At 47.4% G+C, this 20,593-nt stretch carries 21 protein-coding genes, 1 pseudogene and 2 riboswitches; of the genes and pseudogenes, 19 read left to right on the top strand and 3 right to left on the bottom strand.

Annotated features, from left to right (window positions below; translation table 11 throughout):
• The first annotated feature begins 90 nt into the window (after window positions 1-90).
• The 3 genes from DFQ01_RS10725 to DFQ01_RS10715 are packed head-to-tail and all read left to right on the top strand — an operon-like array spanning window position 91 to window position 3,751.
• Entirely contained in the window at window positions 91-1,530 is a 1,440-nt protein-coding gene (locus DFQ01_RS10725) for a spore germination protein (RefSeq protein WP_110043901.1), read from the top strand.
• A complete protein-coding gene (locus tag DFQ01_RS10720) occupies window positions 1,527-2,627 on the top strand; it encodes a GerAB/ArcD/ProY family transporter (RefSeq protein WP_110043900.1) in 1,101 nt (366 codons plus the stop codon). The genes DFQ01_RS10725 and DFQ01_RS10720 overlap by 4 nt, the downstream gene beginning before the upstream one ends.
• Window positions 2,624-3,751, top strand: a complete 1,128-nt coding sequence (locus tag DFQ01_RS10715) for a Ger(x)C family spore germination protein (protein WP_110043899.1) — start codon at window positions 2,624-2,626, stop codon at window positions 3,749-3,751. Before DFQ01_RS10720 ends, DFQ01_RS10715 begins: the two co-directional genes overlap by 4 nt.
• A gap of 56 nt (window positions 3,752-3,807) precedes the next feature.
• Here the strand turns inward: DFQ01_RS10715 and DFQ01_RS10710 are convergent, their stop codons facing one another.
• Complete coding sequence (locus tag DFQ01_RS10710) at window positions 3,808-5,412, bottom strand: phytoene desaturase family protein (RefSeq protein WP_110043898.1); 1,605 nt, start codon at window positions 5,410-5,412, stop codon at window positions 3,808-3,810.
• Window positions 5,413-5,663: 251 nt separating this feature from the next.
• Here DFQ01_RS10710 and DFQ01_RS10705 point away from each other — a divergent pair, with 251 nt between their 5' ends.
• From DFQ01_RS10705 to DFQ01_RS10680, 6 genes are all read left to right on the top strand, one after another.
• The gene (locus tag DFQ01_RS10705; RefSeq protein WP_110043897.1) at window positions 5,664-7,163 is read left to right on the top strand and encodes a sensor histidine kinase; all 1,500 of its coding nucleotides are present in this window, start codon (window positions 5,664-5,666) and stop codon (window positions 7,161-7,163) included.
• On the top strand, window positions 7,141-7,827 hold the full coding sequence (locus DFQ01_RS10700; protein WP_110043896.1) for a response regulator transcription factor: 687 nt from the start codon (window positions 7,141-7,143) through the stop codon (window positions 7,825-7,827). Before DFQ01_RS10705 ends, DFQ01_RS10700 begins: the two co-directional genes overlap by 23 nt.
• A gap of 161 nt (window positions 7,828-7,988) precedes the next feature.
• Window positions 7,989-8,813, top strand: a complete 825-nt coding sequence (gene bacA, locus DFQ01_RS10695) for an undecaprenyl-diphosphate phosphatase (protein WP_110043895.1) — start codon at window positions 7,989-7,991, stop codon at window positions 8,811-8,813.
• 12 nt (window positions 8,814-8,825) lie between these two features.
• Window positions 8,826-9,434 carry a DedA family protein gene (locus DFQ01_RS10690; RefSeq protein ID WP_110043894.1) on the top strand — a complete coding sequence of 203 codons (609 nt, stop codon included), beginning with the start codon at window positions 8,826-8,828 and terminating at the stop codon, window positions 9,432-9,434.
• Between the two features lie 60 nt (window positions 9,435-9,494).
• Window positions 9,495-10,661 carry an MGDG synthase family glycosyltransferase gene (locus DFQ01_RS10685; RefSeq protein ID WP_110043893.1) on the top strand — a complete coding sequence of 389 codons (1,167 nt, stop codon included), beginning with the start codon at window positions 9,495-9,497 and terminating at the stop codon, window positions 10,659-10,661.
• Window positions 10,662-10,803: 142 nt separating this feature from the next.
• Window positions 10,804-11,559, top strand: a complete 756-nt coding sequence (locus tag DFQ01_RS10680) for a cyclase family protein (protein ID WP_110043892.1) — start codon at window positions 10,804-10,806, stop codon at window positions 11,557-11,559.
• A 105-nt stretch (window positions 11,560-11,664) separates the two neighbouring features.
• On the opposite strand, the gene DFQ01_RS10675 is transcribed toward DFQ01_RS10680, so the two are convergent.
• Both DFQ01_RS10675 and DFQ01_RS10670 read right to left on the bottom strand, forming a co-directional pair.
• Window positions 11,665-12,135: a ferritin-like domain-containing protein gene (locus tag DFQ01_RS10675; protein ID WP_110043891.1), complete on the bottom strand. Its 471-nt coding sequence runs from the start codon at window positions 12,133-12,135 to the stop codon at window positions 11,665-11,667.
• Between the two features lie 87 nt (window positions 12,136-12,222).
• Window positions 12,223-12,684 (bottom strand): GNAT family N-acetyltransferase, encoded by a 462-nt coding sequence (locus DFQ01_RS10670; RefSeq protein WP_110043890.1) that lies wholly within the window; start codon window positions 12,682-12,684, stop codon window positions 12,223-12,225.
• Window positions 12,685-13,203: 519 nt separating this feature from the next.
• On the opposite strand from DFQ01_RS10670, the gene DFQ01_RS10660 reads away from it, so the two are divergent.
• The 10 genes and pseudogenes from DFQ01_RS10660 to DFQ01_RS10615 all read left to right on the top strand — a co-directional run bounded on the left by DFQ01_RS10660 (window position 13,204) and on the right by DFQ01_RS10615 (window position 20,177).
• Window positions 13,204-14,640, top strand: a complete 1,437-nt coding sequence (locus DFQ01_RS10660) for a spore germination protein (protein WP_110043888.1) — start codon at window positions 13,204-13,206, stop codon at window positions 14,638-14,640.
• A 51-nt stretch (window positions 14,641-14,691) separates the two neighbouring features.
• The gene (locus tag DFQ01_RS10655; protein WP_110043887.1) at window positions 14,692-15,774 is read left to right on the top strand and encodes a GerAB/ArcD/ProY family transporter; all 1,083 of its coding nucleotides are present in this window, start codon (window positions 14,692-14,694) and stop codon (window positions 15,772-15,774) included.
• A 57-nt stretch (window positions 15,775-15,831) separates the two neighbouring features.
• The gene (locus tag DFQ01_RS10650; RefSeq protein WP_174812688.1) at window positions 15,832-17,010 is read left to right on the top strand and encodes a Ger(x)C family spore germination protein; all 1,179 of its coding nucleotides are present in this window, start codon (window positions 15,832-15,834) and stop codon (window positions 17,008-17,010) included.
• Between the two features lie 23 nt (window positions 17,011-17,033).
• Window positions 17,034-17,252 carry a hypothetical protein gene (locus DFQ01_RS10645; protein ID WP_110043885.1) on the top strand — a complete coding sequence of 73 codons (219 nt, stop codon included), beginning with the start codon at window positions 17,034-17,036 and terminating at the stop codon, window positions 17,250-17,252.
• A gap of 47 nt (window positions 17,253-17,299) precedes the next feature.
• Window positions 17,300-17,379: riboswitch (ZMP/ZTP riboswitch) on the top strand.
• Window positions 17,380-17,441: 62 nt separating this feature from the next.
• Window positions 17,442-18,140, top strand: a complete 699-nt coding sequence (locus tag DFQ01_RS10640; protein ID WP_110043884.1) for an IMP cyclohydrolase — start codon at window positions 17,442-17,444, stop codon at window positions 18,138-18,140.
• A gap of 111 nt (window positions 18,141-18,251) precedes the next feature.
• Entirely contained in the window at window positions 18,252-18,722 is a 471-nt protein-coding gene (locus tag DFQ01_RS10635; protein ID WP_174812687.1) for an NUDIX domain-containing protein, read from the top strand.
• 13 nt (window positions 18,723-18,735) lie between these two features.
• Window positions 18,736-19,281: a P-loop nucleotide/nucleoside kinase family protein gene (locus DFQ01_RS10630; protein WP_245946618.1), complete on the top strand. Its 546-nt coding sequence runs from the start codon at window positions 18,736-18,738 to the stop codon at window positions 19,279-19,281.
• A 17-nt stretch (window positions 19,282-19,298) separates the two neighbouring features.
• The gene (locus DFQ01_RS10625; RefSeq protein ID WP_110043881.1) at window positions 19,299-19,514 is read left to right on the top strand and encodes a hypothetical protein; all 216 of its coding nucleotides are present in this window, start codon (window positions 19,299-19,301) and stop codon (window positions 19,512-19,514) included.
• A gap of 64 nt (window positions 19,515-19,578) precedes the next feature.
• Window positions 19,579-19,737 (top strand): annotated as a pseudogene (locus DFQ01_RS10620) (GyrI-like domain-containing protein); the annotation flags it as partial.
• Window positions 19,738-19,844: 107 nt separating this feature from the next.
• Window positions 19,845-20,177 carry an antibiotic biosynthesis monooxygenase family protein gene (locus DFQ01_RS10615; protein ID WP_110043880.1) on the top strand — a complete coding sequence of 111 codons (333 nt, stop codon included), beginning with the start codon at window positions 19,845-19,847 and terminating at the stop codon, window positions 20,175-20,177.
• Between the two features lie 84 nt (window positions 20,178-20,261).
• A riboswitch (cobalamin riboswitch) is annotated at window positions 20,262-20,457 on the top strand.
• Window positions 20,458-20,593 lie beyond the last annotated feature (136 nt).

The following is a 20,593-nucleotide window of genomic DNA, read 5'->3' as shown; positions in this document are numbered from 1 at the left end:
TGTTTTGTTTTACATAACATCGACTGGATATAGGGCCCTGTCTTGGGAATAATAACGGTGATTAAAAGACCAAGAAAGGAGCATGCGATAATGAAATCCGACCGGACCGTTGCGAATAATACACTATCATTTCAGAAGCTTTTGTCTAACAGCTCCGACTTTCAGACGTCTGATCTAACCGCAGGCGAGCGCCAATATCGTCTGTATTATCTCGATACGATGATTGAATTCGCAATCGTACGGGACCATATTATTCAGCCTTTATTGGTTCATAAGGATGTTAGCGTGCGGCAAGCAGTGCCCATTCTGCACGTAATTGAGACAGAGCTGCTCGCTGAAGCGACAATGGCTTTAATGGAAGGGAAGACCATCGTTCAAGTGGAAGGGGAAGCGACGCTTTACCTATTCGGCACGGCAATGAATAAGGAGCGTTCGATTAACATCCCCGTGAACGAACGGGTCTTGCGCGGCTCCAACGAAGCGCTTATCGAGAATCTGGATACGAACCTTAATCTCATGCGTAAGCTGATTGCGACACCTGATCTTGTTGTGAGGTACTACCGCATAGGGCGACGTTCGAATACGAAAATTGCCATTCTCTATTTGAAGTCTATAGTGAATGAGGACATCGTGAAGGAACTGGACCGTCGATTAGTGAGTATCGACATTGACTATATCGAAGCACCAGGCTTCATTCAAGAGCTTATGGATGAAAAGTCGTTTTCCTTATTTCCGCAAATGCTAGTCACCGAAAGACCGGATCGAGTACGGTCGTACTTGATGGATGGCAAAGTCGCCATTTTGACCAATGGTTCACCGGACGGTCTCATTTTGCCCGTATCGTTCTGGGCCTTCTTCCAAAGTCCAGATGACTATCAGATCAACTGGCTGCTGGGCAGTACGTTTCGGATTTTACGTATCTTTTGTTTCATTATTGCAATCAGTTTGCCTGGCGCTTATGTCGCGATGGTTACATTTGACCCACGTATTCTCCCTTTCGAGATCGCACTGACCTTACAAAGCTCGATGCAGTTCATTGCCATGCCGGCCGTGCTTGAAGCGGTATCGATGCTGCTTATTCTTGAAATATTGAGAGAGGCGACTATCCGATTGCCGAGTCCGATTGGTCAAACGATCGGCGTTGTCGGCGGTATCGTTATCGGTACAGTCGTCGTGCAATCAAATCTTGTATCGAATACAATGGTCGTTGTCGTGGCATTCACAGGGATCGCTTCCTTCATTATTCCGTCGTATGAAATGAGCAGTGCCGCACGTCTGCTGCCCTATCCGTTTATCTTCATGTCGGCGATCCTCGGACTGATTGGATTAGAGCTGGCTTATCTATTCGTACTGGCTCATTTGTCCCGTTTGCATATGATGGGTGTACCGTACTTCTATACAGGACTTAACGGCGGATCGATGAGAGACACCTTAATCCGAGCACCGATCTGGCGGTTAAGGACACGAGCAAAGGAAAGCTTGACGAACAATAAGGTGAGAATTCGTAACCCAAGGGGCTGGGAGAAATGATTCATCTGAAGCAGCTGTCGACACAGCAGCTGACTTGCCTCGTGATCCTAACGCAAGTCGGTGTACATGTGCTTTCGATTCCGTTTAATGAATCCCGTCATTCTGGCCACGATGCTTGGATGTCCATTCTATTCGGGGGAGTCGTCGCACAGGCTGTTATTGTAATAATTTATTGGCTTGGTAAACGGCATCCTAACCAATCGCTTCCTCAATATATGGGAGTAGTTGTAGGAAAACCGATTGGTGTCCTTGTCAATTTACTATTTGCCGCCTATTGTGCTGAATCTTGTTTGTTGGTCACCGTTTCCTATACGGATGTCATCGAGCGCTGGTTGTTAGTTACGACCCCATGGTATGTCATTCTTGGGTTGTCCATTGCGATTGCGGCATATATTGCATCATCGCCGCTCAGATCGATTGCTGTCGTTACGCAATCCATCATGTTTATGTTTCTGGTATGTGTAGTAATTGTGCTAACAAGCGGTACGGGACAGGGGGATTATCGCCATCTTCTTCCCATTGGTACACATGGCATCGGAGCTATTATTAGAGACTCGATTCCCGCCTTATGGTTATACGCGGGTTACGAGCTGCTTCTCTATGTATTTCCGTTCGTCAAATCCCACAGGCATAAGGATATCGTCATTGCGATGACAATAGCGAACGGTGTGACTACCTTGTTCTATGTCGTTTTATCAATGCTCGTCACGTACAAATTCAGTGAGAGTCAGATTAACACGATTGCTGAGCCTTTAGTATTTATCTTGCGACAGTTTAATTGGCCTGTCGTTCAAAGCTTGGATATTCTGTTCATTACGATTTGGCTAGCTGTCGTCGCAGTGACCGCGTATATGTATTTATTTCTATCTGCTCGGTATCTCGCGCATATATTCCGCAATGAAATCCGCAAGCATACGATGCTCGTCTGGCTGTTGGGTGGAATATGCTTCATCGTTGGTTTATGGGGGGAAGATCGGGAGAAAGTTATCCGCTTCACTGTCTACCATAACTACGCGACAGGCATTATGGTCATCATCATGCCCACACTTCTGCTGCTAATATCGCTTATGAGAGGGAGGGGCAGTGTTGTCAGATGAGAAAGGTGGCATTTGGGATAACCTTATTGCTTTTGCTCACTGGATGCTGGGACAGGCTGCCGCTTCGGAATTTGCAGATGATCGATGTGATTGGCATTGATCGAGATGAGAAATCGAAGGAAATAAAGGTTGATTTGATCGTAACCTCGCTTAAAGGTGCTGGAAAAGGGGAGGGGGAGCCGATTGCAGATCGAACGACACTTACGGGACCAACTGTAATTGAAGCAGTGGGACAAGCGGAGTATATGGATCAAGGTCCATTTTTGGCTGTGAACACGCGTGCCTTTCTAATGAGTGAGACGTTCGCTGCTTATCGTCCTGTAGATGAGCTTAAGTTTCTTCTTCACGCTCCCTATACAGCTATCAACACGCCAATCGTGGTGTTCGATGGTGTGGATGAAGCGATTGTGAAATATAAGTCGAGCAACCGAAAAGCACCGGTAGAGAAGCTCAACAATTTCATAAAAAGTCTTGAATCCAACGGCGTAATTAGAAACGTCTCGATGATGGAGTTTATCACATCGGCAGAGGAACCGCTGGAGGATTATCCACTTCCAATTATGCGGTATCATGAATTAAAGTTTCAGTTGGAAGGCGCAATGTTGTTTCATTCCGGGGTTTATTCGGGGGCAAAATTAAGTCCCGAGCAGCTGAGAATGCTTATGTTCATGCTTGGAGTAGATCAGGGCAGACAGCGAATTACAGGCAGCGTGTCTGACAGCGCAAGTGGAATTGACAACCTTACCTACGGTTTTTCTGTGAAATCCGTCCATAGAAGCGAGCATACACAGCAGAATACAGGGAGGCTGCCAAAGGTTACGGTTGGTGTCAGGCTGAATATCAACGTATTCGATATCGGTGAGAATATCGATACGCTCATGCCGAACTATTCGAAGAAGATGGAGCAATTATTCAACAAGCAGTTCGAGCATGAGGCAGCTGATATGATTCAAACGCTTCAACAGGCGAATTGTGATGCACTTGGCGTAGGAAAACATATAAAGGCGTACCATCCTAAGCTGTGGAAGAAGCTGGATTGGCGCAAAGATTTTCCGAAAATAACGATCGTACCGAAGTTTGATGTTAGGATCTTAAATTCAGATGGATTCGAGCAATTCCAATAGAAGAGGAGCGGGCTGCCACAGCGTACCGCTCCTCTTTTGGTGCATCCTAATTAGACCTACTTCTGACCGGACAACAGCTGCTGTGCCACAATATATCCTGACCCACCATTAACACCATGGCCCGGCCACGTAGCTGCACCTAGCATATACAGATTCGGAATCGAAGTCTGATGACTCGGCTGCGCAGGAAGGGGGCGGAACAGGTAGCTTTGGGCCAAATCATGCGCGCCGCCATAGGGGTCCCCGGGACCCGAGTTCAGATTGTAACGGGCGATCGTGTCAGGCGTAACGACATATTTGCCAATAATCGCGCTAGGGATGTTCGGGATATGCTTCGCAACGACCGAAATTACTCGTTCTGCAAAACGTTCCGTCAGCTCCGGTGTCCATGATCCGTCGCCGACAGGGATAAGTCCGGCTGCATCACCGCGCGGACGGCATGGAACCTCCAGCACTTGCAGACGCATAATTGCTTTGCCTGCTGGCGCGCGGGACGGATCGAGATTCGTCGAGCAGTCGACCGTAAACGTCGGCTTCGCTGGCAGCAGATCAGCCATGCCTTGCGCGATAGCTTGGGTGAAGCCATCCAAACTATCGGTCAGATGCGGCTGACCAACGTTATTGAAGCGGGAGTCCGGCCATTGCGGCGGCTCGCTTAGTGCAAGATGAATCTGTACGCAGCCTCTGCCATAGCGGAACTGCTTCGCTTGGGTCGTGATTTCGGCAGGCAGCGGCTCATCTGCTAATAGCTTGAGATATAGTTGATCCGGCCCGGTTGAGGCCACGACCGCTTGCTTCGCATGGTATTCTTCACCTTCAGCTGTACGAACGGCGACAGCCCGACCGTTCTTCACAACAATCCGTTCCGCCTGCGAATTCGCAATGATCGTGCCACCTTGATCGATCACCAGCTGCGCAAGTGACGATGCAAGCTTCTCCGCGCCGCCTTCGGGAATCGGCATGCCGCCGCCCATCAGCGCCATCGCTGTAAGCGGAACCCAGACTCCGCTGCCAACCTCATCCGGCGTGCGGCCAAGGTGCGTTACCCATGAAGCGAGCATGGCCCGAGTGACAGGCGATTTTAGCTCGGATACAGCTTGGCGAGCGGTGGAGAAGAGGTAGGCGGAGAAGGAAGAAAGGGTTTGTTGATGGCCGCTGTGTCCGTGTTGATCATGCTTATGAAGCAGCTTATCTATGATGGTCGTTGCACGTTCGCTCGTTAAGTCCAGGTTGAAAAGCTCGAATACGTCGCCTGCATAGGGGGCGAATGTTTCGAAGATGCGGCCAAGTGCGGCACCGTCGCCAGGCGCGAGCCGTTCCGCTTCGGCTGCAAGCGCATCGCTCGAACGAGGCAGTACGGCGGTTTCGCCGGATTCCATCGATACACCTGTAGGCAGATCGGTGTTTAAGTAGCGAAGACCTCGCGCTTCGAGCGCTTCTTTGAAATCGGCATACGCTGGACCGGTCAAGAACAAGGGATGCGCTGCGGAGTAGACGTCATGCTTGAAGCCAGGGAGCGTAAGCTCCTCTGTGCGTAGAAACCCGCCGGGACGATCGTTTCGCTCCAGCAGCAGAACGCTTCTTCCTGCACGTGTTAAATATGCTGCTGCAATAAGCGCGTTATGGCCGCTTCCGATCATAATGATATCGTACTGCTTCAAACCCAATTCCTCCTCGCGAATGTCTACTATTAGACAACTCCAGTGTAACGCAGCGCCGCGGCAAACGATGGCGGATGATGTCGTTGATCCATCTTTTATAGCGCACTGAATTGATTCACAGTCCCCGCTCTGTTACACTTCACGATTATAGAAATTAATTAAATTTTAATACTCTGTTCACTTGATATTTAGATGGCTGTTCTATGATATTCCTAGATAAAGAGCAGATGTTATGAAGGAGAATGTCTAGCGTGTCCATTCGTATGAAGCTGCTGTTATCCTATGCGGCAATGCTTGTCATCCCGATTATTATGATGATCATTCTATCGCTGCTGATGATCGTTTTCTTCCGAGGCGATTTGCAAAATATGAAGGGCTTATATGAAACGACCGAACAACGTTTCGATCATGAGAATACTGAGCATATCGTTAAAGAGCTCTCGCGATCCGTGAAACGTGAGCCCGAGCTGCTGCTTGACCGCGGGTATCTGGATGAGCTGACGACAGAGCTGAAGGATGAAGATGCAGGCATTGTCGTCCGAATCGGTGACGCGATTATTTATCAATCCAGCAGCATGGACAAGATTCCGGCTGTGACAGCCGATTTGCCTCCCTATTCGAAGAAGGATGCCTACAGCTTGTACCCGCTTATGAAAGAGGACAATGCCAGCTATTCGTTTGTTCAATTTGATTTCAGCTATCGTGATAACGAGCAGGGGACATTGTTCATTATTTCGAAGGTCGATCCGCTGATGTATTATATCCGTCAATATTTTCCGACTCTATTCATTGCACTAATCTGTGTGCTTGTATTGACGCACGTGCTGTTAACGGCCTATATGTCGAAGCAAATTATCCGTCCGTTGCGAGCACTTCGGAACGCTGCACGCGAAATTAAGGAAGGGAATCTAGATTTCGAGCTGAAGATTGATTCGAGGGACGAGACGGGCCAATTAGGCATTGCATTTGAAGAAATGCGGTCGCGTCTTCAACACTCGCTTCAAATGCAGGCGCAGTATGAAGAGAATCGCAAGGAGCTGATCGCAAGCATTTCCCATGATTTGCGGACGCCTCTTACCGCCATTCAAGGTTATATTGACGGCATCATGGATGGCGTTGCGGATACACCGGAGAAGAGTCAGAAATATATGCAGACAATTGCACGTAAGGCTGAAGAGATGGAGCATTTGATCCAGGAGTTGTTCTTATATTCCAAGCTTGATTTGAATCGTCAGCCTTTTCATATGGAAAGCGTTAAGCTGCTGCCCTTGCTGCTCGATTGGTCAGAGGAGCTGCAGTTCGAGCTCGAGAAGCGGGGCATCGTCTTTGATCGTGATATTCGAATCGAGACGGACACCGTTGTGTCGCTTGATATGGATCACTTTAAGCGCGTATTGAACAATATCATTCAGAACAGCGTTCGGTATATGGATAAGCCGACGCCGAAGATTCGATTGTTGGCCTATTGCCGGGAAGACCAAGCGATCATGGAGATAACGGATAATGGGGTCGGCATTGAGCCGCACGCCTTGGCGCATATTTTTGAACGGTTTTTTAGAGCGGATGAATCACGAAGCGCACATACAGGAGGCAGCGGGCTTGGGTTAGCGATTGCCAAGCAGATTATGGAGGGACATGGCGGCACCATCGAAGCTGCAAGCAAGCTTACAGTGGGAACGGTCATTACGCTAAGCCTTCCTATTACGAGTGACAAGGGAATGATAAACGATGAAGAAAGTACTGCTCATTGAAGATGATGTGTCGATATCCGAGCTGCAACGGGATTATTTGGAGATAAATGGCTATCAAGTCGATATTGCACAGGATGGTGAGCTTGGGCTGCAGATGAGTCTATCGGCTGCATATGATTTGATCCTTCTGGATCTCATGCTGCCTAAGCTTAATGGGTTCGAGGTGTGCCGGAAGATCAGGGAGAAGATGAACGTCCCGATTCTGATGGTTTCCTCACGTCGAGAGGATATTGATCTCATTCGCGGACTTGGTCTAGGCGCTGATGATTATATCACGAAGCCATTCAAGCCTGCGGAGCTTGTTGCTCGAGTCAAGGCGCATATCGCTAGATATGAGCGGCTTGTCGGTACAGCAGAAACGAAGAATGACATTCGTATTCGCGGCCTTCATATTGATCCGGATACGCGCAAGGTGTTCGTGAACGAGACCGAGGTGGTGCTGACGACGAAGGAATTTGACCTGCTCTATTTTCTAGCCAAGCACCCGGATCGTGTATTCAGTAAAGATCATCTGTTCGAAAAAATATGGGGCATAGACGCGATGGGCGATGTCCAGACGGTAACGGTTCACATTCGGAAAATCCGCGAGAAGATCGAGAGGGATTCTGCTAATCCTGCTTACATCGAGACGGTGTGGGGAACGGGGTATCGCTGCAGGGGATAATGAGAAAGTCTGACGACACAGGTCAGACTTTCTTTTTTTTGCCCATCGGGCAGTTAAGAAAATGTTAATAAAGGCTTCACGATTCGTTTAGGAATGGTGCTTATAGTAGGTAACAGCTGATCTAACTAGCTTTTAATTGACAAAGGAGTGGACACGACCTCATGCACAACGTGTTTAATGCCGTCATCCAAGGCATCGTGGAAGGATTGACGGAGTTTCTGCCTGTCTCATCGACCGGTCATCTCATCTTGAGCGGCAAGCTGCTCGGGTTTACTGGTGATAAAGCGGATACGTTCGAGATCATCATTCAGTTAGGCGCCATACTAGCGGTTGCTGTTATCTATTGGAGACGAATATTCAACCTGCTTGGCCTTGCGAAATTAGAAGCGGGGAATGTAGGGAATGCACAGCCCGCTCATCGACTGAATTTGCTTCACTTGATCTTGGCCTGCTTGCCTGCCATGGCACTAGGATTAATCCTTCATTCGTTTATCAAATCGTATTTGTTCTCGCCTTATACGGTGTTGATAGGATTGGTGGCAGGCGGTATCTTCATGCTTATCGGTCAACGTCATCAGCAGGAAGTACAAGCCCAGGCGATCGATCAAGTCACCTATAAGCAGGCACTGCTCATTGGAATGTACCAATGTCTTGCGTTGTGGCCGGGCTTTTCCCGCTCAGGGGCTACGATTGCAGGTGGCCTGCTGTCAGGCGTCGGTTATCGGGCAGCAACCAATTTCTCGTTCCTGATCGCGATTCCGATGATGGTGGCTGCAAGCGGCTACGAGCTGCTTAAGAGCTACGATACGCTCAGCTCATCCGATATAGGTTGGTTTGCTATAGGATTTGTTGTTGCTTTCACGGTAGCACTAATCGCTGTCATAACATTTTTGAAGCTGCTTGAGCGTTTCAAGCTGGCGCCGTTTGCTTATTATCGGTTCGTATTGGCAGCCGTGTTCCTCATTTACTTGCTGTTTAATGCGTAGGGAGGATACTCGATGCATCAGCTTATAGATTGGTTCTCAAGAACTGCAATTCATCTTATTGATACACTCGGTCTGACCGGTATATTCATCGGTATGATTCTGGAAAGCGCCTGTATCCCCATTCCGAGCGAAGTCATTCTGCTGGGCGGAGGTGCTGCGTCAGCCCTTGGTTCCATGACCTATTGGGGTGTCGTCGCTGCAGGCGTATTCGGTAATTTGGTTGGATCGATCATCGCTTATTATATCGGAGCCTTGGGCGGCAGACGGTTATTGGAGCAATATGGGAAGTATATTTTGTTCAAGCAATCACACTATGAACAAGCACAGCGTTGGTTCGATCGTCACGGTGAGTTAACGGTATTGATTGCCCGTAATCTCCCATTCGTACGAACGTTCATTTCACTGCCAGCCGGTATTGCAAGTATGCGTGTAACGAAGTTCATCTTATTCACATTCATCGGGTGTATCCCTTGGAATATGGCGCTTGCCTTTGCAGGATACAAGCTGGGACAGTCCGATCAGATCGAGCGGATACTCCATCCCCTTAGCTATGGAATCGCAGGGATCATTTTAGTGGCAGGGCTGTTCTGGCTCCTTAAGAAAAGAAGGGGAATTCATTAAGGTCAGCCTAACTTGGTGGAATCCCATACGCCACACAAACATTAGAGGAGCGGTGTGACCATGAGCGATAAGCCCAAAATACTTATCATCTATGCGAAATACGGCGAAGGTCACTATCAGGTTGCTCGAGCGATGAAGGAGCGCTTAGAGAGGATGAAACGCTTCGATGTTACAATGCTGGATGTGTTCGCCATGGCTCACCCGTTGTGGGATAAGTGGACTCGATTTGCTTTTCATCAAGGCTCGATTTATTGCCCGAAGCTTTATGGATGGATATATGAGTATACGAATCGAATTGACCCCGAATGCCGTTTGAATCAATGGATGCGCTTAATGGGCATGGACAGAATTAAAGAAATTGCCAAGAGGGAGCGTCCCGATCTTGTGCTGCATACGTTCCCTTACCTTGCAACGGCCGAGATGGATGCAGCGGTTATGGGAGACTGTATCTGCATGACAATCGTAACGGATTATGTGCTGCACAATCGTTGGCTTCATCCGAACACGGATCGTTATTTCGTTGCAAGTGAGCAGATGAAGAGCTGGTTGATTGACAAAGGCGTACCTGCTCATCGGGTTATTGTTAGTGGTATTCCAGTGCGCTCCTCGTTTCTGCGTAATGTGGCTCAGCACGAAGTTTATCAGAAGTACGGATTGAACACAGCGAAACCAATGATCCTCATGATGGCAGGCGCCAATGGTGTATATGCGAAAGTGAAGTCAGATATCGACGATCTCATGGCTCGGCAGGATGCGGAGATCGTCGTTGTCTGCGGTCATAATGATTCGGTGCTTCGCACCCTGACGAAGCAGTTCAAGCATGCGAATCAAGTTCACGTCGTAGGATTTATTGAACATATCGAAGAGCTGATGTCGGCTGCTTCCTGTCTGATTACGAAGGCAGGCGGTGTAACACTTGCGGAGGCTAGAGTGGTAGGGCTTCCTGTTGTTGTTCATCGGCCATTGCCCGGACAAGAGAAGGGAAACGCAGAATATTGGCAGAAGCAGGGCTTTGTCCAGATCGTTGCTGATCGATCGGGGATGAATGATGCGGTTCAACGTGCATTGTTATGGAAGAGAAGGTTCATATATGAATACGGAGATGGTTACCACACGCAAGAGGTTCATGCAGCAGATATGGTTACCGAGGAAATTGTTCGATTCATGGCGACACATGTGAAGAAGACCATTGGCGCTAGGGCGACTGGAAGGCTGTTAATGGATTAGAGCGGAAGCTCGTTGCGGCTCCTTGCAAAAGTATGTCTTTATAACTTTGGAAATAATGGTTGCGCTGCGGTAGGGTTGAATACTAGAATAGATGCGGTCATTGTTCGATATGATCATTCGAAGACAAAGGGAGTCGTATACGATGAAACTGATCGATCTAAGCGTACCTATCAGCCCGAGCATTCGCGAGCCGCTGCCAGCGCGCATTGATTATGCAAGTCATGAGGATGGAGCTAGACAAGCGTCTGCCATCCTAGGGTTACAGCCTGACAATTTCCCAGAGAGCAAGGCTTGGGCAACGGAAACCGTCACGCTCAACACGCATGCAGGAACGCATGTCGATGCACCTTGGCACTATTGGCCGACATCAGAAGGTAAACCAGCTAGAACGATTGACGAGCTGCCGCTCGAATGGTTTTATTCCGATGGCGTTGTGCTTGATTTCAGTACGAAGCCGCCAGGCTACGAGATTACAACAGAAGATCTGATTAATGAATTAGACCGAATTGGCTATACATTGAAGCCGTTCGATATCGTCCTTATTCGCAGCGATGCGGACAAGCGGCTGTACCAAGAGCATTATGCGTTCCTTCATGCTGGTGTGTCTGCCGAGGCAACAGTATGGCTGCTCGACCAAGGCATTAAGGTCGTCGGCACCGATGGCTGGGGATGGGATATCCCGCTTAATCTTCAAGCAGATGCTTATAAGAACGACCCCAAAGAAGGCGTGCTATGGGCGGCACATTATGTGGGCAAGGATCGCGAATACTGCCAGATTGAGAAGCTGGCGAACCTCGATCAGCTGCCACGTCCATATGGGTTCAAAATTGCTTGCTTTCCGATCAAAGTGGAGAAAGCAAGCGGTGGCTGGGCTCGTCCGGTTGCCATTATAGAATAACTGTTAGTAGAGAAAAGCCGCGGCTATCGCGGCTTTCTTTCATGTCATGAGGAGTAGGGATAGAAGAAGGCTCTTCAAGTGAATGAGCACTTGAAGGGCCTTCTGTTATTTCATTTGATTTAGTAATAAGAGATAGTTGTATTTGGTTGCGTGCTTCTGTTCATCTAGAATAATACCGAGTACGGTATTCTGATAAACGCCGGCAGGTAGACCTGACCAGATTGCACGATATTTCTCTACAGCAGATAATTCTCCAAACAACGCTTGTGTTAGGCCATCTACGTAGGAGGCTGGTTTCTGAAACGGTACATTCGCTGGAGGAGCGATGTCCTGCCCGGTTAATTCCTTGTACATGCTTCTAAACATACGATTATGTCCACGCTCATCCTCACGGATGGAAGTAATGATTTCTTGCTGAGCTTGAGTAGGTGCAAGTCGGATTAACTCCTCATAAAATAGTTCATCATGACGCTCGTCTTGCACGGCCTCACGGATCATCGCAAGCGATTGTTGAAAGGTTGTCTGCCAGACCGGCTGAAAAGACTGTCTATAGGCGACGGGGTATCCCCAATACATATTTTGTTTCCTCCCAAAGATAAGCTGGGTGCCTACCTATTGGTATGCTTCTGGTACGCTTGATGTGCAGATTAAAGGTGCAACTAATTAAGAAGACCTGTTCTTTTCAAGATAAATCAAACTAAATTCAGGTGAAATTACCCGTTCGCAATAAATTTGGTACCCAAGCTTTTGATACAGCGCAATATTACGTTCGCTCTTGAAGCCTGTGAAGAGTTCGAAGCGAGAGTGGGGCTGCAGCGCTTCTATTTGCCTCATTAGCAGTTTGCCAATGCCGTGGTTCTGGCACTCAGGAGAAACCATGAGCTTGCCAATGTAACAGGTGCCATCCCGTTCAATAGCTCTGACTGAGCCTACAATCTTATCGTTTATGACAGCTTTCAGTATGATATGATCGTCGAATTGCTGCTCCAACTGCTCGAGTGTTTGGAGAAGCGGCTCGATGTTGAAGTCATTGTAGAGTTCTGCCTCGCTGCGATAAGCAAGCTTTTGAAGGGCTAAGATTGTTGTTGCATCCGAAATCGAAGCTCTAGTAATGGCAATCTCCATTTGAACGCATCCTTTCTTAAACGATAGTGTAACAATTTACCTATTCTCTCTCGTTGATACGATTCCTTGTCGATGGATGAGGCTAGACCTATAGAACGAATTCAACTAATATGGATATGTGTACCATTAACTATGTTAAAGAAAAAGGGGTCATAGATCCGGATGTTGTCCAATTGGTTGTTAGCACTCATTATTTTCCTTGTCATCAACGGAATTATCGCTTGGCAGATGATTACAGAGACTGAGCCTATGAGTCGACGTGCGCGTAAGTGGTTCTTTATTGTAGGCAATATAATCGCCTTGATTCTTGCAGTGGCCGAGTTTATTTGGATGGACTTTTAGCTAAAAGATGTGCAGCAGTGTAACACTTACGAGCCGACAGGCTGTAAGTGTTTTTTTGTGCGACTAGCATGGGAGAAGGTAATCCGGGCGTAACAGCCTAACGTGCATAATTTCCACCTAATGGGAAAAACATAAAGATACTTAATATTTCCATGTAAGGATTGCGAGGTGGGGATCGTGTTACAAACAGAAAAGGTACCATACAAAGAGGAATTTACATCACGTCTGGACGATAACCATGCAGTACTTCAAGAGGTTCTTGGAGATAATGCGGACATTATATTTCACTTCTTCCAAACCGGCAATCATATATCCGCATTATGTGTGTATTGCAGCAGCCTGTGTGATAGCGAACGACTGGAGAGACAACTGCTGTCTCCTATAGTGGAGGATAACACATCCTCAATGTCTGGGATTTCCGTTCCGATGTCTTCCGTTCAGAACGTCCATACAATCGATCAAGCTATCCTTGCTATTCTGAATGGACAAGCTCTGCTGCTGCTGGAGGATCAATCGATTGGCAGAGCTTATTCGGTACCTAAGACAGCATCTCGCGCTGTTGAAGAGCCTACAGCCGAGTCAACTGTGCGTGGCCCCCGAGAAGGGTTTACTGAAGATATAAGTACCAATCTTTCTCTCTTACGCAAGCGAATGAGAACCCCTGCATTGAAACTCATTGCAACAAGCAAAGGTCAATATACAAACACAGACATTGTTCTCGCCTATGTTGATGGCTTACTTGATCCAGCACTGTTAGAGGAAGTCGGAGCAAGATTAAGAAAGCTGCATTTGAAAGGCGTTCTGGAAAGTCAATATATCGAAAAAGGCCTTGCGGACGAACAATATTCACCTTTTCCGCAGATGATCGCAACGGAACGACCGGACGTAGTGGCAGCGAATCTCCTTGAAGGCCGCTTTGCGCTGTTGATTGACGGAACACCTTTCAGTCTCATTGCACCTGTTTCGATTTTCTCTTTGCTCCAATCTCCGGAAGATTATTATGAGAATAAATATATGAGTATTTCTATTCGCTGGTTGAGATATTTTTTCGCTGTCATATCTGTCATGCTGCCATCGGCTTACGTGGCGATAACTACTTTTCATCAGGAAATGATTCCCACCGTTCTACTGCTAAGCATCGCTAGGGCGAGGGAAGAAATTCCATTTCCAGCGTTGGTGGAAGCGATGATTATGGAGATCTCATTCGAAGCATTAAGGGAGGCAGGGGTTCGGCTGCCTAAGCAGGTTGGTGCTGCTGTCAGTATTGTCGGAGCACTCATTATCGGACAAGCGGCCACCTCGGCAGGCATCGTATCTGCTCCTATGGTCATTATCGTTGCATTAACCGGGATTGCTTCTTTCATGATCCCGAGATATGCAGCAGGTATCGTATCTCGTTTGCTCAGATTCCCGATCATGCTGTTGGCTGGCACGCTTGGACTCGTTGGAATGATGCTTGGTGTACTTGTCATCGTGATTCATTTAAGCAGCCTGCGATCATTTGGCATGCCCTATCTATCGCTGTCTCCTCCAGCTTCGGCAAAGGGGCGTAAGGACGTTTGGTGGTGTCATGATGCAGAGGAGCAAGCAAATAGGCCAATGATTGAAAGTTAAGCTCAGAAGGAGGGGGTACACCTGTTAACCGATAAGGGGCGGATTTCAGACATGCAACTTGCGATCATGCTGTTGCCCACCATACTTGCAACTTCTATATTGTCCGTGCCTAGTATAACCATGCATTATGCAGGACACGATATGTGGCTTTCGCCGATTTGGGGATCACTCGTAGGTTTTATCGTTATTGGAATCAGTCTTGGCATTTATCGCCTTTACCCCAATATGACGATCATTCAGTCTAGTGTGAAAATATTAGGTTGGCTGCCAGGAAAAGTATTCGGGCTGGCTTATCTTGTCTATTTGCCTCATCTGACAGGCTTGATTATTAGAGAGTATGGTGAATTTATCGTTAATAATGCTTTGCCGCGCACGCCGCTATTTATAGTGATGGGAACTATGGTTATTGTATGTTCACTTAATGTGCGTCTCGGAATAGAGGTAGTGGGCCGCACCTCACAAATTTTTGTCACCATAATCACTGCGCTTTTACTTCTTACCTTTCTTCTGCTAATGAAAGAATTGAAGCCTGAAGAGCTTCTTCCTGTATTCGAGGATGGAGTGCTTCCATCATTTCTAGGCAGCATAGCGCCTGCTGCGTGGTTAAGCGAATACATGGTTATCGCTTTCTTGCTGCCCTATGTCAATCATAAACGCCAGCTTGGTAAAGTGATGATGGGGTCGCTGTTATTCACAACAGCCATTATGATCGTTACCAATCTGGTTTGTTTGTTCCTCATTGGCGACATAACGGACAGCTTTGCATTTCCTATGTTAATTGCTGCGCGATACATCACGATTGCGGACTTTCTGCAGCATATTGAAGCTGTCATCATTGCCGTCTGGATTTTCGGAATCTTTGTCAAAATCTCTGTATTTCTGTACATCTTCGCAACAACTACAGCGGAATGGTTCGGTTTAGATGACTATAAACCTGTTGTTGCCCCATTATCCTTCTTGTGCTTAGCGTATTCGTACTGGGTTGTGACGGGTCAATCAGACGTGGCTAAGCTGTTAAGCGTCTCTGGCAATTTGTACACCTTACTGTTTCTATTCTGCTTTCCTGCATTATTGTACGGTTGCGCGCTATTGAGAAAGCTATGGAATGTAAGTATGAAGGGGCGAGGGGCTTAAGCAGCCATGATGACGCGTAAAAAGTGTGATTCTCGCCTTATAGGGACGAGATGGAAATTGCCCCTTCAAATCCTGGCTTTATTCAGCTGTCTACTCGTTACCGGTTGCTGGGATCGGATTGAAGTGAATGATCTTGCTATTATTCTTGCGACCGGTGTAGACACCAGAGATAATCAAGTCGAACTGACCGCTCAAATCTTTATTCCTCGCAAGGCGGGGAGTGGCTCTTCAAGCGGAACCGGTTCGGGTGAAGCAAGTCAAAGCGGTGTAACGATGATACGTACCGCGGTAGGCAGCAATGTGGCTGAAGCGATGAACAGATTGCAGAGAAAAGTTTCTCGCAACGTGTTCTGGGGCCACTGCGAGGTCATTGTCATAAGTGAACAAGCCTCCAAACAAGGATTGCGTCAATATCTAGATTTCTTTCTTCGGTATACGCAAATCCGAGAGCATGCGTTTGTATTCTCGACAAGCAAGAAAGCCAGGGATTTGTTAGCGCTTCTCCCACCATTGGAGCGCAGCTCCGCGGAATCGCTGCGGGAGATGAGCAATTTGAAGCTTGGAACGCGTGTAACCGTCTTGAATCTTGCACAGTCGATAGAAGGTCCAAGCCGTTCAGCTGTGCTGTCGCGCATGCTCATTCTAAAGCCTACATCGGGACAGAGTATATACGCGAGCGACCCTTATGTGAGGGGTCTTACGCTCATTAAAAATGATCGTTATGTGAAGACAGTGACCGAGCCGATGAGCGTTGGCGTATTAATGCTCCTTAATCAATTGAATAATATTATCATGCCAGTTGACATTGAGGGAAAAGAAGGCGCCGTATCGATCAGATTGAGCGCTATGAAGACCAAATTGACTCCGCAAATCTCCAACAACGAGTGGAGCATGAAAATCAAGGTGGATGCAAAGGGGGAGGTGGTGCTGAACACCACTTCAAAATCGATTGCTGATCCACACATGAATGCGCTGATTGAGCAGCAATGGAAGAAGAAGCTTACTGGATTAGCCGAAGATGCGTTGAAGCTTTCTCAAAAGCAATTGAAAACCGATTTTTTCGGATTTTCCATACAGTTTCGTCGACATTATCCAAAGCAGTGGAAATCGCATAAGCAAAATTGGGATGAAATCCTCGAAAACATGAAGGTAGAGGTTCGGGTAAATACCCTTATTACGAGTACAGGGAAATCCACAGATCCGCAAGGCGTACCTGGACAAAGCGATCGATATTAATCGAATATAAGGAGGTGAAACCGATGATAGTGGTATCGATCCTCGGCATTCTTCTTTTTACAGCCGCCATCCTATGGGTTGAATTACGAAATTGCAAACAAAAGAAATCCAGAAAGGTCGTTACAGGAATCACGTTATTATCGGCAGCGTTAGCGATTACCCTGCTGTTCAACCCACATTTGCCGGGTCCGACCCAGTTAATGAGCGTGATGTTCGGGAGATTCGATAAGACGCTCGGATAAGAGTATTGTCGATATGGTTTTTAACTGGTAATATAGAGAATAACTAAACACGTATATGTGACTGGCGAAGCATGGGTAACCATGGGGGAGCATATAACGATTGTGGCCGGACGCCTGGGCAGAGGTAAGGAGATTGCAAGTGATCTCCTTGCCTCTTTTTGTTCTTATGACAAGGGGAGAATTGTGACAATGGTAGAAGAGCAGTTATTCGCCAAGCCTTACCCAGGAAGGACGTTGATCGTCGGACAGACGCCGTCTGCTTCACATTATGTTCAGGTGTACTGGACGATGGGACGTAGTGTAAACAGCCGCAATCGTGTGTTTGAAAGAGAAGGGAATCACATCAAGAACACAGCGTTCGATCCCGCGTTGATGGAAGACCCGTCGCTCATTATCTATTATCCCGTGCGGGATTGGAATGGCATTCATATCGTGAGCAATGGCGATCAGACTGACACGATCTATGAGGGCGTTCAGCGTGGAGAGTCGTTCCAACAGCTTCTTACGACGAGAGAATTCGAGCCGGATCCACCGCATTATACACCACGTATATCGGCAGTGATTGATTGTGGAAACAAGTCGTATACGCTGTCTATTTTGAAAACCAATGATAATGATCCGAGTGTTTGCCAGAGGCAATTTTTCGACTATAGCGGGTTCGAGCCAGGGGCGGGGCACTGCCTTCATACGTATAGCGCAGAGTTTGATGGTATTCTTAAGCCGTTCGTTGGTGAGCCATTCGAGGTGCCGCTGTTTGATGACATCGAAGCTACTGCTGATTTCTATTGGGAGCGACTGAATTCAGATAACAAGATCTCGCTGCTAGTGAAGTTCATCGATGTAAGTACACAGACGATACAATTCGTCATCCGTAATAAACATAGGTAAGGAAGTAATCAAGCTGTCGGAGAACCGGCAGCTTGTTATTTATTATTGAGACTTCGCCGGTGGAAAAATATGATAGTATGGATATTATTGTTTGTACAGGAGGAGACAGCTATGTCCATCGTAACCGATGCCAAAGGCAATGTACTTCTAGATCTTATTACGATTACCGAATCAGATCTTCATACGATTGAGCTTGACGCTCCGCTAACGCATGCACTGATTGTCGTGAAATGCCAAGGCAAATTCCTGATGATGTTTAACAAATGGCGCAGCAGCTGGGAGCTGCCTGGTGGCGTGATCGAGCCAGGCGAATCTGCTAGAGAATGCGTGGTAAGAGAGCTTCTGGAGGAGACGAATCAGAATGCTAGCGAGATTGCGTTCAAAGGACTGATGAAGTTTCACCTTCAGCCTAGTTTTCATGGGCCGGAACGAATGGAATTCGGTGCGTTATACTACGCGGAGCTGAGCGAGCTCGACCCTTTCATTGAGAACGAAGAAGCAGCGAGAATCATCTTATGGGACGCGGTATCGGATATTGGGACCGTGGCAATCATTGATCACAAGCTGCTAGAGCTAGTCTAATCATGTGAGGGGAATGATGGTGGATTTGGCGGAATCCATTGATCTAACGAAGCTTCTCGGTCGAGAAAAGGATACAGGTCATCCTGTTGTTGTCCTCATGTGCGGAATTGCAGGTTCAGGCAAGACTACGATATCTCAGCGATTGGCTGAGCTGGGATATAACCGACTTTCGATCGATGAAGAGGTGTGGAAGACCAATGGACGTTATGGTGTCGATTATCCGGTTGAGCAGTATCGTGCGAATCTGGACGCGGCTCATAAGCGGCTGCTGACGCAGATTGTAGAGCATATCCAAGAGAATAAGCCTGTCGTTGTAGACTCCAGCTTCTGGAACCGCCGTGAGCGCGATTGGTATAAGCAGTTGATTGAACAGTCAGGAGGACGATGGAGGTTATTGTATCTTCGCGTACAGCCGGATGAACTGCGCAGGCGCTTGAAAGTTCGCAGCGAACGATTCGATGCGAACGCAGCTTTTCCTATTACAGAAGAGCTCCTCCATACTTTCATTAATGGTTTCGAAGAACCGAAGGATGAAGGGGAGATTATCATTGATAATTAAATGAGGGTCAGCAATACATGCCGGAGCTGCTACCCGAGTATGATGCGTTATTGGCTGCAATGCCGAATCAACCTGATATGGCACAGCTAATCGCACAATACAATCTAAGGCCATTCTTCTCCGGCTGCAGCAGCTCGGTGTCTCACCGTTTAGGGCATTCAACATTAATGGCGATCACATTTGGCGGTCAGTTTACAGTAGGTAATGGCTTTAATCATTCGGGATTCGAATAAGATTGGAAATGCCACCGATGGAGTGGATGGAGCGGCTTGAACATGCACTTGAGAAGTATGGAACAATATCGCAGAGGATTGGTTTCCGGCAACTGGCTATAAGCATACAGGCGGTCCAGCGATTGAGGTATACACCGCGGGAGATTACCGGTCTGATGATTACAAATGCGAGGTTTGGATTCCGATTAGGATCAAGTCGAATGATATAATCAATGGAGATTGAACACAGAGTCGCTGTTAGCGGCTTTTTTTCATACATATAACAATTGTAAGTAGACTAGATTAGAACTATGCTGAGAGTATCGTTGCATGATTGGGAGGTAGTAATAGATGAGTAAAATGGCACAGACACCACAGCCCCCTTACTATGCGGTTATATTCACGTCCGAGCGTACAGAGGGCGATCGTGGATATGGCACTATGGCCGATAAGATGGTTGAATTGGCCTCGGCTCAGCCAGGTTTTCTCGGTGTAGAGAGCAGCAGCCGTGATGAAGATGGGCTAGGGATCACGGTTTCTTATTGGGAGTCTTTAGATGCGATCAAGAATTGGAAGGAGCACTCCCTGCACCGTGTCGCTCAAGATACAGGGAAGTCCACCTGGTATTCGAGATACAGGCTTCGGGTTTGCAAAGTGGAGCGCGATAGTTTCTTTGAAATGTAGTTACCGACATTTCCGAGTATTCCTGTGAACATTTTCATAGACAGCCTATGCAATTGTCTGTATGATGAACAGGACAAAAAAATTGAATATCTAGTCCATAAGGGTGCAGCCTTGCTTGCAAGTCTGCTTAAAAGGGAAGTTCGGTTACAATCCGACGCGGTCCCGCCACTGTAATTGATGAGCACCTCTATACGATGCCACTGGTTGTTGTACGTACTGGGAAGGCATAGAGATGCGATGACTCATGAGCCAGGAGACCTGCCTTTATGTGAATTTCTTTATTCTTCGGGGGGTGAGAATGAGAAAAGACGTAATGGATACCTATGTATCTACTAGGTACGACGTCCACGTATGCGGATCGCTTATAGCGATTAATCGTGGGATGATCGTCCTTTGTTAAAGCCGCCTACAAGGGC

Origin of the sequence: Paenibacillus cellulosilyticus (assembly GCF_003182255.1) — a bacterium.
In the GTDB taxonomy this organism is placed as follows: Bacteria; Bacillota; Bacilli; order Paenibacillales; family Paenibacillaceae; genus Paenibacillus_T; species Paenibacillus_T cellulosilyticus.
Note: the sequence above shows the minus strand (reverse complement) of the source record. Positions and strands in the feature narration are given on the sequence as shown.